The 17,990-nt window shown below is 60.8% G+C and carries 6 protein-coding genes; all 6 read left to right on the top strand.

All coding sequences use genetic code 11. The features are described 5' to 3' along the window. The first annotated feature begins 96 nt into the window (after positions 1-96). The 6 genes from RE4_RS16535 to RE4_RS16510 are packed head-to-tail and all read left to right on the top strand — an operon-like array spanning position 97 to position 17,941. Positions 97-4,263 carry a protein kinase domain-containing protein gene (locus tag RE4_RS16535; protein ID WP_060939026.1) on the top strand — a complete coding sequence of 1,389 codons (4,167 nt, stop codon included), beginning with the start codon at positions 97-99 and terminating at the stop codon, positions 4,261-4,263. Continuing rightward, positions 4,263-7,847, top strand: coding sequence for a BREX-2 system adenine-specific DNA-methyltransferase PglX (gene pglX / locus RE4_RS16530; RefSeq protein ID WP_060938967.1), 3,585 nt, complete (start codon positions 4,263-4,265; stop codon positions 7,845-7,847). The genes RE4_RS16535 and pglX overlap by 1 nt, the downstream gene beginning before the upstream one ends. Then, positions 7,847-11,758 carry a DUF6079 family protein gene (locus RE4_RS16525; RefSeq protein ID WP_238077028.1) on the top strand — a complete coding sequence of 1,304 codons (3,912 nt, stop codon included), beginning with the start codon at positions 7,847-7,849 and terminating at the stop codon, positions 11,756-11,758. The genes pglX and RE4_RS16525 overlap by 1 nt, the downstream gene beginning before the upstream one ends. Further along, positions 11,755-14,556: a BREX-2 system phosphatase PglZ gene (gene pglZ, locus RE4_RS16520; protein WP_060938966.1), complete on the top strand. Its 2,802-nt coding sequence runs from the start codon at positions 11,755-11,757 to the stop codon at positions 14,554-14,556. Before RE4_RS16525 ends, pglZ begins: the two co-directional genes overlap by 4 nt. Further along, on the top strand, positions 14,553-15,845 hold the full coding sequence (gene brxD, locus RE4_RS16515; RefSeq protein ID WP_024488153.1) for a BREX system ATP-binding protein BrxD: 1,293 nt from the start codon (positions 14,553-14,555) through the stop codon (positions 15,843-15,845). The genes pglZ and brxD overlap by 4 nt, the downstream gene beginning before the upstream one ends. Further along, positions 15,842-17,941 carry a DEAD/DEAH box helicase gene (locus RE4_RS16510; RefSeq protein ID WP_024488152.1) on the top strand — a complete coding sequence of 700 codons (2,100 nt, stop codon included), beginning with the start codon at positions 15,842-15,844 and terminating at the stop codon, positions 17,939-17,941. The genes brxD and RE4_RS16510 overlap by 4 nt, the downstream gene beginning before the upstream one ends. Positions 17,942-17,990: the final 49 nt, after the last annotated feature.

Raw genomic sequence — 17,990 nt, 5'->3', positions numbered from 1 at the left:
CGCCGGTGCCGGTTTCGCCAGCAACGATTGATAGGCTCGTCAGCAAAGTACGCGACCGCCGTCGGCCGCAACGTACGAGAGCAGTGGGACGGTGACGTGACACAAGGAAATGACCGATGGGTTGAGGTCTCGAAGTCTGCATTTGCGCACGAAACCGAGGGTCTTCAGTTCCTTCACGACCTCATCCCCAATGCATCGCCTTATCGGGTGTGGACCAATTTCGAGTTCATGGACAACCATGGACTCTGGCATGAAATCGACGCGTTGGTGCTCGGTCGGCGCCGGTTACATCTGGTTGAGCTCAAGCATTTTGTAGGAACCCTGCGCGGTACTGAAACTAATTGGGTTCGCACATTACCGAGTGGAAAGATCCGCACCCAGAAGTCTCCACTCCTCCTTACTCGTCGCAAAGCGCAACGCCTCGCGTCGCGCATCGAAGAAGAAGCTCGCAAGGTCGCTCTAGAAAATGGCCTCAATCCCGCGAAAGTGCGCCAGGCTCTTCCCTTCACTCAAGAATCCGTATTCCTTCACGGCGCACCGTTTGATGTTGAAATGCCGGACCTTGCGAAGTCCGGTCTATTTGGTATCGATGGCCGTGAAGATCAAACCAAGCTGCCGGGTATTTCCACGAGGCTTCTCGAGCCCCCTACCGACGGTCGCCGCGTCGACGAAGATATCAGCGTCATCATCGCTCTGGCTCTCAAGAACCTCGGTATCGCGCGTCGCACGGAGCGTGATGCCGGCTCCTGGACAATTTCCGGTGCACCGCTCGCCAACGGCGATGACTGGCAGGAATGGTCAGCGAAGCACAAGGGCACCGACGAAGAGGGCCGTGCTCGCATCGTCTCGTTCCGTCCGGGCACCCCGGTTCATGCTCGCGCGGCTGCGCATCGTCGAATGCAACGCGAATATTCACTGCTGAGCTCATTACGTCACGAGTCCATCGTCGTACCCCGCGATCTGGTGCAGGACGACGACGGAAACACCGTGCTCGTCTACCCGGACATCCCGGGACTCGAGGCACTCGACTTGGCGCTCGCGACAAGGACTCTCACCGCCGAACAGCAACTCTCGGTCCTCACTCAGGTGGCTGAAGCACTGTCCTATGCCCACCGCAACCACGTAGCTCATCGTGGTCTTGGACCCAGCACCGTCTTGATCGACACCGACAAACTCGACGCGGGGTCGGTCGTGGTGAGACTGGTCGACTGGTCGTGGGCTGGCCGTGTGCACAGCGGCGAAACTCGTTCCGCCACCATGCTCGGCACGGCGCTGGCGCCGGGTGGCACCCCGACCGACGAGGTCTATCAGGCGCCGGAGGACAGGTGGGCGCCTGACGCTGACCGCACGGCTCTGGACGTGTTTTCTCTGGGCGCTTTGGCTTACTTCTTACTGTCCGGCGGCCAGGCGCCTGCCCGCGATCGCGCAGCACTCTTGGAGCGACTGCGGCAAGAACAAGGGCTTGACCTAGCAGCTTCCGGCGGACGCTTCGTGGACGAGACACTGCGCGACCTGGTGCTGCACGCAACGCATCCTTCAGTGTCAACCCGGGTGGAGACCGACAAAAAGAATGGTCAGCCAAATTTTGGCGCGCAGCAGTTCGCTACGAAGCTGGCTGCGTACCGTTCATTCCAAAACCCGTCGCCGTCGCTCCCCGAGATCGACCCGCTGAATCCTCCGACCGGTGCGCTACTTTCCGATCGTTTCGAGGTAGTTCAAATTTTGGGGGCAGGGTCCACCGCCCGCGGGATCCTCGTCGCTGATCATGACTACGACGGCCGGTTGCGGGTCCTCAAGGTCGGTCTCGACAACAGCGCAACGTCGCGGCTGCGTGAAGAGGCCGAGGTTCTCACCCAACTGGCCCAGCAGAATCCGGCGGTGCCGGGTGTGGTCGAGCTGATCGAGGGTCCACTAGAGCTCGAAGCTCAACGAACTGCTCTGCTGCTCAGCAATTGTGGTGACAAAACGCTGGCTGACGTCATCCGATATACGCCACTTGCCGAGTCGCAGCTGCGCACCTGGGGTCTCGAACTGCTCAATGCCGTGGTGGCACTCGATGCTGCCGGTATCACTCATCGTGATATCAAGCCGTCGAACCTGGGCTTGTCCCGACCGGAGCGCAAAGCCCGGGCCGCCAAAGTGCGCTTGGCTTTGTTTGATTTTTCGTTGTCCCGCGCACCGGTCGATCAGCTGGATGCCGGTACGCCTCCCTATCGAGACCCGTTCCTAGGAACTGGGATTCGCCAGGCCTACGATTCGGCAGCCGAACGCTACTCGGCCGCAGTTGTGCTGTACGAGATGGCAACTACAGCGACGCCCACCTACGGCGACGGGGTGAGCGATCCCACAGTACTCACCGACGATGTCGCGATCACGGTCGAAGACTTCACGTCGAGCGGTCTCTCGAACACCCGCGCCGAAGCACTTTCCGAGTTCTTCCGCACGGCGCTCGCACGTAGCATCAAAGACCGTTTCGATACGGCCGCGGCAATGCGTACAGCCTGGGAATCGCTGTTCAAGACTAAGCCCACAGAGCCTCGCACTCCTGCCCCTACACGCACCAAACCTGCTCAACCTGAATCAGTGCCTGCAGCCCCGCAGCCTGCAACGTATTCGTCGTTGGGAGTTCTCGCCGCCGAGTTCGCCCGCGCCGCAGGCAGTAAACGGTCAACCAGCCGCCGACAGGTGGTGGAACTTGTTCTCGGCAGCCACGAGGACAGCCCTGCTGATCCGTTTGCGACCTATCAATCCTTGGCCTTACTCGCACACGTCACGCCGGGGCGCGTCGCACAGATCTTCGGTGAATTCACCGAGATGTGGTCGAAAAATCCCCAGCTTGCAGCGACAGTGCAGTATCTCTATCGTCGTGGACAGGCGCTGCTCGAATCCTCCGGTGGCGCTTCCACTCCCGAGTTGTTGGCTCGCGAGCTTACCGGTGCATTGCATTCCGATGGCGTCGACAATTCGCAGCGCACCTCGCTCGGCGTATTGCGCCTTTTACTGGCTTCCCCTCCTCCAGCGACCGAGGGAGACGAAGGCGCCAATACCGTCCACGAACGGGTCGACACGAAGTTGCAGCTTGTGCGACGTCACGGTTCCGGCACTGTCGCGATGATTTCTACCGCCGCTGTACCCCGCAAACTCACTGCCGGGTTGGCTTCCGCGGTCGAAAAACTGATAACAGACGCGGGCATGCAGGGCTCCCTCCTGATCAGACCTGCTGACGCGGAGCTTCCGCTGCGCGCAGTTGCGTCGACGATCTTGGACATCGCTCCTAGCGACGTGGAGATACCCGGGCATACGCTGCTGCGGATCGGCACGGCCGCGTCGACCGAGGTCACTTTGTCCGCGCGCGACGAACTGCACTCCGTCGCACTGCCGATCACTGACGCACTGAAACTCGTGCTTCACGGTTTGGCCGAGAGCGATTCTTTCAGTCGCAACGAACTGGAGTCGCGCGTCACGGCACGCTTCCCGGAGCTCACCAAATCGCTGCCCCGCCGCCCGGACCTCGATGGCGTCGTTCAGACCGTGGTGCCGAACATCCGCTGGAACGAGTCGAGCAGCCGTTACGAATTCGAGAATGCAACCGGACATCTGTCGAGCGTCCCGACGTTTCACACTCGGTTGGCGCGCCCATCGATCGCGCCCGACGGTCGCGGCAGCGACATCGAGATGCTGCTCGAGACGAGCATTCGCGACCGCACCTTCCGCGCAATGGGCGTACCGATGGGGGTCTCCGATGACCTCGCGACCGCTCTCTCAACCCGGTTCAGTGCAGAACACATCGACGTCACTGACGTCGTACTTGGTCACCTCCGATCTGTAGCTGAGCACGCGGGCGCACCGTGGGATGCAATCCTCGCTGCAGATGCCGGCCCGGCCGCTGAACAGGAAAATCTGAAAGGGTTTGTTTCGCAGGCAATTCCGACGCTCGTTGCGGCAGTAAATCAGGCCGACGGACCAGTGGTTCTCACCGACCTGTCGATGCTTGCGGGCTACGACCTTCTCGCAGCGGCCTTGATGAACTGGATTGACATCACGTCGCCGCCCGCACATGCAGTGTGGGCCTTGATTCCCCAGCCTGAAGAATCCGGTGGCAGACCGGGTGCCCGCGTGGACACAACCGCGTTGACACGAATGAGTCCTGAGCAGTTTGTCCAGGTGGATAGGAACGGACTCAGCGCACTACTCGCTGCAGCCGAATCGTCCACAGAATCCGACCACACCGCCTCGGAACGCAATGAGAAGGAGCATGTCTGATGGCATTGGCCACGATCGCCGGAAACCAACTGACGACCGCGCTGAAGCCGCAACTGGCCCTGCTGGTTGACGATATGCGGACGCGTCTCACCGCTGACAGCACAGAGCTGGAGCGTTGGCGCACTACTCACCAGGCTGCTGTGCAGGAAAAGCGCACCGCTGTGTCCTGGACGGATTGGTCCGAAGATCAACTCACCCAGGCCGCTGTCGGCTGGCTACTCACCAGCGTGTTCGTGCGCTTCTGCGAAGACAACCTGCTGCTCGGTGACGCTGCAGTCTGGATCACGCATCCGGATTCAATGCTGCGCCAACGAGCTGTAGACGCCGAAACCTCCTTCTACCGTGAGCATCCCGACTACTCCTACCGCGAGTGGTTGGAACAATCCTTCGAGGCACTGCGCCAGTACCCTGCCACACAATCTCTCGTCGACGGACATGCCGCCCTCAACATCACCACCCCGTCCTCGGACGCGGTGCATCAGCTGCTCGCATTCTGGCGCCGCACCGAAGACGATGGCGAGTTGATGTGGACGTTCCGCGACGACCAACTCTCCACCCGCTTCCTCGGCGACCTCTACCAGGATCTTTCGGACTTCGCGAAGAAGAAGTACGCCCTGCTCCAAACCCCCGAATTTGTAGAAGAATTCATCCTCGACCAGACCATGGAGCCCGCACTCAAGGACCGCCCGCTTGAGGGTTTCAAGATCATCGATCCCACCTGCGGTTCCGGCCACTTCCTACTCGGCGCGTTCGCTCGTCTGGTTGAGCGTTGGCATCATCACGCCCCCGGACTGGAACTGCGAACCCGTGTCGACAACGCGTTGGCCTCGGTTTACGGCGTGGACTTGAACCCGTTTGCAGTGGCGATCGCGAAGTTTCGCCTGATCGTTGCGGCGTTGCAGGCTTGTGGCGAAACATCATTGGTGAATGCACCCAAGTTCACATTGAACCTCGCCAACGGCGATTCACTGCTCCACGGCCCCGAACAAGGAGCTGATGCATTCGACTTTGGCGATCTGTCGTTCGACAAGGATGCAGCTACATCTGGGTTCACCTACAGCACTGAAGACGCAGGCTTACTACGCAAGATCCTTGCACCCGGCCAGTATGACGCCGTCGTCGGTAACCCGCCCTACATCGTCGTCAGCGACAAAGCGCTCAACGCTCGATACCGAGAGATTTACCACTTCTGCAAGGGCACCTATGCACTTACGGTTCCGTTCATGGAGAAGTTCTTCGACCTTGCCAGATCGGGAGATCGGGCCGGATGGGTCGGCCAGATCACCTCGAACTCCTTCATGAAACGCGAATTCGGCGCTCCTATCATCGAACAATTTCTTGCGCGAAAGGATCTCAGGCTCGTTGCGGATACATCCGGGGCCTACATTCCGGGTCACGGAACGCCGACCGTCATTATTACTGGGCGTAACCATCCGAACATCCATGACACAACCCGCGCAGTCCTCGGCATTCAGGGTGAACCAGGAGCGCCCGACAATCCCGCGAAGGGCAAGGTATGGACCTCACTCGTCGAACATGTCAGCCTGCCTGCCTACGAGGACCAGTGGATCTCAGTCGTCAATCTTCCGCGCGAGAACCTACGCCTCCATCCGTGGAGTCTGAGCGGTGGTGGTGCCGTCGAGACGCTCTCAACTATTGAATCGGCCCGAACTGAGACGCTCGGCGATCGCACCAGCACAATTGGAAGAACCACCCACACTGGACTCGACGATGCCTTCTACGTAACACCTGAGGCTGCGAAGACCCGTCAATACATGGCCGATACGATGCCAATCGCGCTCGGCGAGGATGTACGTGACTATCTTGTATCCCCCACCCTTGTCACCCTTTTCCCGTACAACGCGGAAGGCGACCCATGTGAGCCGAATAGAAGAGCGCAGCAAGTCCTATGGCTAAATCGCACGGCTCTCAGCCGACGCGTCGACTTCAAACAATCGCTTACCGAGCGCGGTCTCCGGTGGTTCGATCACTCCATGTTTTTCAAGAAGCGCTATCGAGTGCCACTCGGAATTGCTTTCGCTTTTGTTGCGACGCATAACCATTTTGTGCTTGACCGCGGTGGCAAGGTGTTCAAGCAGTCCGCGCCGGTGATCAAGCTGCCGGAGGGTGCGACCGAGGACGATCACCTTCGACTGCTGGGTACTCTCAACAGTTCGACCGCATGCTTCTGGCTGAAGCAGAACAGCCACGACAAGGGCAACGGCGGTATCGGTGGCGGGATCGCATCAGAGGAGTGGGAGCGGTTCTTCGAATTCACGGGGACCACGCTAAAGGATTTTCCGCTACCCGTGCATGCACCACTTGAACGCGGACGAAGGATTGACCAACTCTCACAGCACCTCAGCACGCACGAGCCTGCGGCTGCGATCGCTCGAAATGGGGCCACAGCGAGCATCATTGACACGGCACGCGCAGAACATGGCCGTATCCGCGCAATGATGATCGCCGAGCAAGACGAACTCGACTGGGAAGTTTACCGATACTACGGTCTCATCGACGACGAACTGTTCCTCCAAGCCGGCGATCCGCCTGGACTCGAATTGGGTCAGCGGGCCTTCGAGATTGCACTTGCTCGCAAGACTGCCTCCAGCGAAGACAAGTCGGAATGGTTCACGCGCCACGGTTCAACTCCAACCGCCGATATCCCCGCGCACCTACCCGCCGAGTACCGTGAACTTCTTGAGAAGCGCCTGGCTGCAATCGAATCCAACCCCTTCATCCGATTGCTCGAACGTCCTGAATATAAGCGTCGCTGGGCTGGCGACTCGTGGGATACCAAGCTCCAGCAAGCACTGAAGGATTGGATTCTCGACAAACTCGAAGAACCGTCACTCTGGTTCACCACACAAGGCGCACCACAGAGTCTGTCGGTGGCTGAACTTGCTGGGTATGTCGAGAAGAACGCCGAATTCATTGAGGCGCTGGATCTGTGGGCCGGCAAGAAGGACGCACCCGTTACCGAAACCCTCGTCAAACTTCTCTCCGACGAGGCCGTACCCTACCTCGCCGCATTGCGCTACAAGGATTCCGGGCTTCGCAAGCGCGCCGAGTGGGAACGAGTCTGGGCGCTACAGCGTGACGAGGACGCCGGCTTGATCAAGGCCACCGATATTCCAGTCCCGCCGAAGTACACGGGTGCCGATTTCGTCAAACAGTCCTACTGGTCACACCGTGGCAAGCTCGATGTACCCAAGGAACGATTCATTTCGTACCCCGGCGCGGGCCGCGCCACCGATCCAACACCGCTGCTCGGCTGGGCCGGTTGGAATCACGCTCAGCAGGGCATTGCTCTCGCCACCATCTACGCCTATCGCGAGTCTGAGGGTACGGCGCTCACCGAACTGGTACCGGTGGTCGCGGGTATCGCCGAGGTTCTGCCGTGGGTCAAGCAGTGGCACACCGGAGTTGACCCCACTTTCGGGATCGACCTGGCCGAGTATCTCACCGGACAGCTCCACGAAAAAGCTTCCGCTGTCGGCATTCCCGTCGGCGACCTCTCAGCCTGGCGTCCCGCCAAAACCACTCGAGCCCGCAAGGCTGCTCCCAGAAAGGCTGCGCAGTGATGTTCCCCGGCAACTCCGCATCATCCGCCCGAACTCTGCGGGAGACTTTCGCGATCTCGGAATCGCACGGCACCAATGACTACGTTCTCCGCCTGTCCGACTCTGTCGCCGAAGATCGGTTGGCCGCGACCGTCGACTCGTATGTCGTCACCCCTGCCATTGCCGAAGCCTTCAATCAGGCGTTGTCCGTGGTCGAAGAGTCGCTGCGGACCGGGGAGAACAAGTCTGCGTACCTCAACGGATCGTTCGGCTCCGGTAAGTCACACTTCATGGCTGTGCTGCACGGCGTTCTGGGTCACGCGCCGAAGGCTCTATCGATTCCTGAGCTGCAACCGATTATTGCTCAGCACCAAGCAATTTCGAATGCCAAACTCCTACGTTTGACGTTCCACTTCCTGGATTCTCAGACCATCGAATCGGCCTTGTTCGATCAGTACCTGCGTCAGATCGCTGCCTTGCACCCGAACGCCTTGCCGCCCGTGCTGCACTCGGCCGGTGGACTGTTCGCCGATGCCGATAATCGTCGTGCAGAGGTGGGCGAGGCCAAGTTCTTCGCAGCGCTCAACGGTGTGGACGGCGGGCAGCCGTCGGGCGCCGTGAACTGGGCAGCTCTGGGGCAGTCGACCGGAATGTGGTCTGCCGAAAGTTATTCAGCAGCAACCGCCCCCGGTGCGGATCCGGCGGAACGCTCCCGTTTGCAGCAGGCACTGATCGCCTCGTACTTCACTAGCTACTCCCGCAATACTGACTGGCTTCCCCTCGAAGACGGGCTCGCCGTCATCGCCGACCACGCGAAGTCGGTGGGCTATGACGGTGTTGTCTTGATGCTCGACGAGTTGGTGTTGTGGTTGACCTTCCTCATCACAGAACGCGACAAGTTCAATGCAGAAGTTCAGAAGATCACGAAGCTGGTAGAGACCAGCCGCGGCCGGCTTGCAGTTCCGATCTCCTCGTTCATCGCGCGGCAGCATGACCTTGCAAAGTGGGTTGCTACCGGATCCGAATCCGGCGCAACTCAGCAGGCCCTCGAACAAGCTTTTGCGCATCAAGCGGGCCGGTTCGGCAATGTCGAGCTTGGTGACGAGAACCTCCCGTTCATCGCAAAGAAGCGACTGCTGCGTCCCCTCGACTCGGCGGCCCAGGCTGCTCTGGACAATGCCTTTGCGCATCTAGACCGCAACCCGAAGGTCTGGGATGTACTCCTTGATGGCGTCAACACCGACGGGCAGTACCGCGGTTCCGATTCCGATGCGTTCAAGCTGACCTACCCGTTCTCCCCCGCTCTGATCGCAACACTGCGGGCGTTGTCGGGGCAGATGCAGCGTGAACGGACGGCGCTGAAGGTCATGCAGCAGATGCTGCAGGACAACGCTGATCGTCTGACTGTCGACAACGTCATTCCCGTCGGGGAGGCATTCGACTACATCATCGACAGTGCAAACTCGACGCCGATCAACGATGCTGCTGCAAGCACATTCAAGACCGCGCGCACACTCTGGACCGAGAAGCTGCGTCCGTTGTTGTTCCGCACCGCCGGTATCGAAGAAACAACCGCCGACGATGCCGTACCACCAGGGTTGCGCGCAGATATCCGGATCGCAAAGACATTGCTGATGTCAGCGGTCGCGCCAAACGTCCCGGCGCTCAAACAGATCGATGCCAGCCGCCTCGCGTCGCTCAATCACGGCAGCGTTGTCAGTATCATTCCCGGTGATCAGATCGGCCAGATCACTAACAAGGTCAAGCAGTGGGCTGCGGAGATCCCTGAGCTGTCCGTCACTGCTGATGCGAACCCCATCATTTCCGTCACTCTCGAGTCTGTCGACTACGAGCGCATCATCACTCGCGCGCAAGCTGAGGACACGGACGGCCGGCGCCGGGAACTGATGCGTACCCTGCTCTCCGAGCACTTCGGTGTTGTCGGCGTCGATCACACCGTTGATAATGCGTTGCTGCGCAACAAGGTTTGGCGGGGAACCGAGCGCCCCGTCGAGGTGGTGTTCGGTAACGTCCGCGATCGCGGGTATCTTCCCGACGAATCATTCCGGCCCACCACCGCCGGCGCATTGCGGCTGGTCGTAGATCTTCCGTTCGACGATTCCGGGCACACCACGTCCGAAGACCACGACCGTATCGAGGCGCTGCTGCGCACTGGCCAGGACCGCTTCACGGTGGCCTGGTTGCCCAGCTTCTTCTCCGAGAAGGTCACGCGACAGTTGGGTTTGCTCGTCATCCTCAACTATGTGCTCGCGGGTGATCGTTGGGCGTCGTACGCGAATGAGCTGTCCGAAGCGGACCGCGCCGCTGCCCGCTCGATCTTGCAGCAACAGCAGTCGCAGGTGCTCGGGCAATTGAGCAACGCGATCCAGGTGTCTTACGGAGTCGCCAGTGGTGCCCAGTTCCCCGAAGGACAGCCCCCCTTACGTTCTCTGCACGCCGGTTTCGCAGTGCAGCCGCCGATCGGAAACACACTTGGCGAAGCCGTCGACCGTCTGATCACGGACGCCTTCGACGCGCTCTATCCGGATCACCCGGAATTCACGCCCGTCGACAAGGTGATCAGCCGCCGCGAACTCAACACTGTGTTGACACGGTTGCGTGAGGCACAGTCTCAGATGGACGGTCGGTTCCCGCTCGAACGTAGCGAACGGGACGTCGCCCGCCGGGTCGTCGAGCCGCTCGGTATCGCGAAAACCAATGAGACGCACTTGATCTTCGGGCCTGAACAGTTCACGGCGTGGTGTACCCGCATCACCCAGGAACTCTCTCGCTTGGCGATCGACGAGCAGTCCGACGTCGATATCGAGGTGTTGCGGACCGCCATCGCTGCGAGTGGACCCAAGCGCGGCCTGACGTCCGACATGATCGATCTGGTTGCCGGGGCGTGGGCTGCGCAAACCAAGCGCTCCTGGTTCCTGCACTCGAGCCCGATCGACGAGCCCTCGATAGGCGATATCCGCCGGGGCACCGCGCTGCGTCTGGAACCGTTGCCGGATCAATACGAATGGCACAAGGCGATCACGCGGTGGAAGACCTGGACCGGTCTGGTAGTCAACGAATATTTGACTGCTACGAACCTTGCCGCGTTCGCGGACAATGTGCGCTCGTATGCGCGCACTACGTTCGTTGGCCGCAGTCAGTTCGTCAACGCACTCGGGGAGGCCTACAGCTACCTTGGAATCGATCCGGAGAAGGGCCGGTCCGCACTGGCTGCCGATCTGGCCGAGCTGTTCGAGACGCGATTGACTCACGTCGACAACCTCGGTCTTGTAGCCGCGATCGCTGATGCGCCATTACGCGGCACAGACGTCGAGGCGTCCAAGTCACTTACTTCTGCCGCCGCGATTGAGCAGGCTCTCATCCGCTACCCGCTCGGTCGGTGGGACGTGCTCCGCGATGCAGCCACTTCGGATACTGACGAGGGTTCCGCGAGCGCACGTGTCATTTTGTCCAAACTGCAGCAGGCATTCGAATCGCACGAGGCAGTGCAGAGCCTTCCTCCCGCTCTCGCGAGTGCCGCCGGTGACCGCGATACCTGGCTCGAAGAAGCTGCAATAAGAGGACGAAAAAAGCGAAACGATGCGGATACGGAACGCGAAGAGCAGGAGAGCAAACGTCGGGAGCTAGAAGTTCAACGCGAACTCGAACGCCAACGTCAGGAACTAGAACGCGAGCGTCGGGAGCTAGAACACCAACGTGAGTTCGAACGTCAACGCCAGGAACTAGAACGCCAGCGCGAACTTGAGCGCGAACGTGAGGAGCGAGAGCGGAAGCCAGTTGGTGGAACCACCGAGACCATCACAGTCGCGGACACTACCGCTGCGTCCGCTGTTGAGGCTCAGCTCCGAAAGATGCTCGACAATTACCCGGACGCAAAAATTACCGTGACTATTACAAGGCTCGAATCGTGACAGTTCCAACGCGGCTCCCGGAGGCGGATGTGGCCGGCATCCGCACCGCGATCGGTCAGTTCCGTGCAAGCCGGCATCGCCGCGGGGTTATTGCGCTCGCCGCGGCGCCCGTGTGGTCTGGTGCCGACGCCTTCCAGCTCGACGGCCAGAGCGTGAAGATCCGAGTTGGTCCGAGTGTGCTCGCGATTCGTGACGCGCTGACCGAGCGACACCACTTCGATTGGGTTGTGATCCTGACAGATCGGGAGTCGGCCGAACTGCCCGCTGGAGTTGTCGATCATTTGGTCTCGGGCCGGCTGTCCAATCTGGATCCATGGCCCGCGCTAAGAGAGAAGTTCCGGGCAAACCGACAAGAGTTCAATCTGCTCTCCCTCGACAACGACGCCGCCCGCTCCGCGTTGCGCGAACTTGGTGATTCGGTGCCGCCCGCCCCGGGTGGTGTCCTGACCAACGACCACCTGTTCGGGGCCCTCGCCCAACGTAATTTCGGGCTGACTGCCAGCGAGGTCACTCCTCATCATGTGTCTCTGTGGTCAATGAATACCGAACGGACCAAAGAGTTTTCAGCGTGGCGTGACCGGACCGCGCCGGTCTTGGTCGAACAGTTCTATCTCTGGCTCGAACGCACCCTCGGCCCCCTCGGTCGCTCAATGACGATCGTGTGGCGCACCAGTGGGCCAGCGCAATTGGTTCCCCTCGGGCTCGTCGCCGCGCTGATCGACGATTCCGCCGCCGCATCCGCAGCCTTCCCCACGTCGATCGACGTGACCGTCAAAGTGCGAACCCTTCTCGAAGTCGAGCTCGGTCACCACACTTTGACGGAGCAGCAGCTCTCCGCCTGGGGCAATACGGCAGCCCTCGCTGTTACCGGCGCCGACGTTCCGGATGATGTCCTGCGCCGGGCCGAGCAGCTGGTGGTCCGTTTGCAGGCGACGTCGTTAGTTGGTCGATCGGACGTCCTGTCGTCCGCGCGCCCGCCTCGTATCGCCCGATTCGCAGCAGCTCTTGCTGCCGCCGAACAGAACCCGGATCTCACGGCAGTGGAAAATGCGTGGGCTGACGTAGTCGCACATCGTGAATCGCGAGTGGACTCCTCCGACGCACCACGCGACGTCCGGGTAGGCGCCGCTGCCCTACGGCTACTGCGGTGGACGCGCCGCGATGCCCAACGACCGTCGACACTCGCCGGGTGGCTGACGTACTACCGCAGCGAATTGTCTTGGGTGGACGGTGCCGTCAACGATGCCTTCGTCGGTGCCGACGACCCGACCCTCGCGGCGGCGGCACATCGGATCATCACGACTGTGCGCGCCCGTCGCGGAGAGCAAGACCGACAGTTCGCGACTCTGGTCTCGTCCAGCGGCACTCATCACCTGAACGGCCCCGGCGCCCCCATATACATCGAGGACATCCTCGACCGCGTGGTCCTGCCGCTCACAGTTGCTGCGCCGGGTGCCAGCGCGCTCAGCACGGCCACTCGATCTCCGGTACTGCTCGTCATCGCCGACGGAATGGGTGCCACCGCAGCCAACGAGGTTGTTGCCGACGCACTCCGTCGCTATCGCCCCCAATGGCAAGAATGCACCCTGGTCTCCGAGGAACCGAACAGTGCAGCTCTCGCTGCCCTGCCGACCGTTACCGAATTCTCCCGCTGCACACTGCTATCCGGCGCACTCCAACGTGGCGGACAGTCTGAGGAACGCCGAGGATTCGCCTCGTGGCTGCAATCGCACGCATTGCGCGGCGCGGGTCAGGTGCTCTTCCATAAAGCGGACCTGGAAGCAGTCTCGCGCGGCAACGCGCTCGCGCAGGACGTGCGTACCGCAGTCGAAAACACAAAAGACCGACCCGTCATTGCCTGTGTCCTCAATGACATCGATGACGCCCTCGATCGGTCCGATCCGATCGGCACCACTTGGACCACGGCGGGTTTCAAGCATCTCGATGCGCTCTTGTCTGCTGCGGCAGCAGTCGGTCGCACCATTGTCCTTGTCAGCGACCACGGTCATGTCGTCGAGCGTCGTGAGCAGCCGAGTGTGCAGCGCGGTCAGCAGGTTTCGGCTCGATACCGTCTAGCAGCGGGCGCCGATGCAGCCTCCGTGCCAATTGACGAAGTCCTGGTCGAAGGTCCGCGTGTACTCACCGACAGCCACAGCGCGGTCCTCGCGGTAGACGAGCAACTCCGGTACACCGGGATGAAAGCCGGCTACCACGGCGGCGCCACGCTAGCCGAAGCTGTCATTCCCATCTCGATCCTCGTCAACGGTGCCGTACCGCCACACCTTGGCCTCGAGGTGTCTCCTTCCCCGGTACCCGCCTGGTGGGAACCGAGCCGCACAGCAGTTGTTCTGCAGACACCGGTCACCGCTGCACCGGCTATTGCGTCGAAGCGGAAGAAAACGGTTGCGCCGAAGCTGTCACCACAATCCGATGCGCTGTTCGATGTCGGCACTCCCGCCGCGACAGTGGCTGCTTCACCCGTCGTTTCCGGCGGGCGCGACAAGGTGGAAGAACTACTCGGGACCGCACTGTTTGCACAGCAGTACAAGACATTCGGACGCAACCTCGAAAAAGCTGCCATCGAGACTCTTCTCCGTGAGACGATTGCCGGCAACGGAGTGTTATCACTCGGACGCGCTGCCGAAATACTCGGCGTACCTTCGACACGCGCCAGTAGAGCATTGTCGGTCGTGGCCCAGATCTTGAACACCGACGGCGTCGTAGTTCTCAGTGTCAACGGCACCGAACTGGAAGTGGAGGCTGCCCTGATGTTCGAGCAGTTCGGAGTCCCCCAGTGACCGCCCTGTCACCGGTTCGTCGCCGCGAGATCCTCCAGTCTCTACGCCAGGGCACCGTGCCTGACGGCAATCTCGACGTCCTCGCTGTCGGTATCGACCGCTTCGCCACCACCATCGACGAGGATCTCGACGCCGTTGCCTCGGGGGGAGCGATCTTCAAAGCCGTACGCGGCGAGTACGGTTCGGGTAAGACGTTCTTCTCCCGGTGGGTCGAGCAACGCGCGATGCAACGTGGTCTCGCCGTCGCCGAAGTTCAGATCAGCGAACTCGAAACCCCGCTGCACAAGCTCGAGACCGTGTATCGACGGACTATCGAAGAGTTGCGGACCTCGGCCTTCGCCAAGAGCGCGTTTCGCAATGTCATCGATGCTTGGCTGTACGGGATCGAAGAAGACGCAGCCACCGCTGCCGGTGCCGACGAAGCCACTGCCGAGCAAATCGCGGCGCTACTCGAACAGCGCCTCGCCAGCGTCGCCACCGCCACCCCGGTGTATCCGATGGTCTTGCGCGCCTACCGCGATGCCGTCGACCGTGACGATGCCGCAACCGCCGATGCTCTCATCGCGTGGCTCGGTGGCCAACCACATGTCGGTGCCGCTGCGAAACGTGTAGCCGGCGTGCGTCAGGACGTCGACCATTTTCTCGCGATGGGATTTCTGCAAGGACTCCTTGCAGTCCTCAAAGGCGCACGACACCCGGGCCTCGTTCTGGTGATCGATGAAGTTGAAACATTGCAGCGAATGCGCTCGGACAGCCGCGCAAAGGCCCTTAATGCATTGCGGCAGTGGATCGATGAGCTCGACTCCGGCCGCTACCCCGGCCTCTACCTGATCATCACCGGAACACCAGCGTTCTACGACGGACGACTGGGGGTGCAGGCATTGCCCCCGCTCGCGCAGCGTCTACAGACAGACTTCGGGACGGACGCACGATTCGACAATCCTCGCGCTCCCCAAATCAGGCTCACCGGGTTCGATCTTGATCGCCTCGTCGAAGTCGGCATCCGCGTTCGTGACGTCTACGCCGATGGATCGTCTGAGTCGGACCGAATCCGCACGTTGGTCGACGACGCTTACCTGCGCGACCTTGCCGATGCTGTTGCCGGCGAGCTCGGTGGGAAAGTCGGGGTGTCCCCACGCATCTTCCTCAAGAAGCTTGTCGCGGACGTACTGGACCGAGTCGATCAATTCGCCGACTTTGATCCACGCCAACACTATTCGCTAACCATCGCCGACAGCGAGAAGGCCGAAATCGTTCAGGCCACCAGCGCTGATGAGGTCGAACTGTGACTGCCGGTTTCGACCGACTCGATCCGGTTATCCAGCACCACATTGTCAATTCACTCGGGTGGCCCGGATTGCGTCCTCTGCAGGACGAATCGGTCGCGCCCATCAGCACCGGATCAGACGCAATTCTGTTGGCACCTACCGCGGGCGGCAAAACGGAAGCTGCAATGTTCCCGTTGCTGACGCGTATGCAGACGGAGCGCTGGACCGGGATCTCTGTTCTCTACATCTGCCCGCTCAAGGCACTGCTCAACAACCTTCAACCACGCATCGCGGGTTACGCCGAGTGGATGGGACGCGACGCCTCAACTTGGCACGGTGACGTGACATCCTCCGCCCGCGGCCGTATAAAGCGCGACCGCCCGGATGTTTTGTTGACGACGCCCGAATCCCTCGAATCAATGTTGGTTTCTGAAGGTGTCGATGCAGCTGAGGTACTCGGCGGTGTCCAGGCAGTTGTCGTCGATGAAGTTCATGCGTTCGCGGGTGACGATCGCGGGTGGCATCTACTCGCCGTACTAGCCCGCCTCGAAACATTGTTGGGCCGCAAGCTTCAGCGTGTCGGGATGTCAGCCACCGTCGGGAATCCAGATCAGCTGTTGAGCTGGTTGCAAGGCGGCTCGGTTCGTGCCGGTCTCGTGATCGCGCCATCGCTTGACGGCGACGCTGTCGTACCCGACATTACCGTCGACTCAGTGGGCAGCGTCGAGAATGCCTCCAAAGTAATTGCCACACTGCACAAAGGCGAGAAGCGGCTAGTGTTCGTCGACTCGCGACGACTGGCTGAGGAACTCGGCAAGTCTCTGCGAGAGCGCGGAATCACGACCTTCGTTTCCCACTCGTCGCTCTCTGCTGCGGAGCGCCGAGAGTCTGAGGAAGCCTTTGCCGAAGCGCGCGATTGTGTAATCGTCGCAACGTCCACTCTCGAGCTCGGCATCGATGTCGGAGATCTTGACCGCGTCATCCAGATCAACGCGCCTCGCACGGTCTCGTCTTTTCTGCAACGACTAGGTCGGACTGGGCGGAGGCCTGGTTCCACCCGTAACTGCCTGTTCCTGTGCATCACGGAAGAAGCAGTCCTCGACGCTCTCGGCATGTTGCAGTGCTGGTCATCGGGATGGGTCGAGCCAGTTCTCCCCACCCCCGAGCCTCGGCACATTGTGGCGCAACAGATTCTTGCATCGGCCTTGCAGACCAGGCGGGTACCACTCACCGATTGGCAACAGGGCTGGGGTTCACTCCCTCTCTTTGATGACACTGCCCCCGAGATCATGTCTCACCTCCTCTCCGAAGGGTTCCTCGAACAGGACTCCGGAACCGCATTCATCGGGCTCGAAGCCGAGAAGCACTTCGGCCGCAGACACTTCATGGAACTCCTCGCCGTATTCACCGCCGCACCGGAGTTCAAGGTGCTCGCCGGGCGCGACGAAATCGGATCAGTAGAAACTGCATTGCTGACCGATGAAGTAGAAGGGCGTCGAATCTTGTTGTTGAGTGGACGTTCTTGGGCGGTCACCCATATCGATTGGAAACGGCGATTCTGCTACGTCGAGGCCACGGAGATCGCAGGAAAGGCCAAATGGAGCTCGATCCCCGATGGTCCCTCCTTTGAAATCGCGCGTGGGATGAGGGAGGTTCTCCTCGGCTCGCTTCCGCAAGGTGTCACCCTCACCCGTCGTGCGGTGACGACGATCGACGGCATCCGTGACGTCCGATCTGGCACCGTCACCGAAGGATCATTCGTCATCGCCCGGGACGAGCGTGAAGACTGGCGCTGGTGGACCTGGGCAGGCGCGAAGGCGAACCGAACCTTGGGCGCTTGGATTCCGGACCTGATCGTCCCGCGCCAGATGTCGCGGGCAGACTGCGTACGCCTGCACCGAGACCTAAGCGTTCAAGACATCCGTGACGGACTTGCAGCTGCCCGCGCACATGACGCCCCGCGACCTCTACCTGCCGTCGACAAAGGTGCGCTGCGAGGGCTGAAATTCTCCGTCGCACTGCCGGAGCATTTGGCCCGGCAAACAATGTCTAGCAGACTGGTCAACTCGACCGGTGCTCAATTATCACTCAGATCAAATGTACAACTCACGCCGTAGATATAAGTCCGGTGCGAACTGAAGATCTCAGTCCGATCGATCATGATCC

Origin of the sequence: Rhodococcus erythropolis NBRC 15567 (genome assembly GCF_001552595.1) — a bacterium.
Taxonomy (GTDB): Bacteria; Actinomycetota; Actinomycetes; order Mycobacteriales; family Mycobacteriaceae; genus Rhodococcus_F; species Rhodococcus_F erythropolis.
This window is presented reverse-complemented; position numbering and strand designations above follow the sequence as displayed.

Bases quoted from the DNA above. Each gene is read 5' to 3' on its own strand.
- RE4_RS16525 (WP_238077028.1), top strand. From the start codon at position 7,847: ATGTTCCCCGGCAACTCCGCATCATCCGCCCGAACTCTGCGGGAGACT.
- pglX (WP_060938967.1), top strand. From the start codon at position 4,263: ATGGCATTGGCCACGATCGCCGGAAACCAACTGACGACCGCGCTGAAG.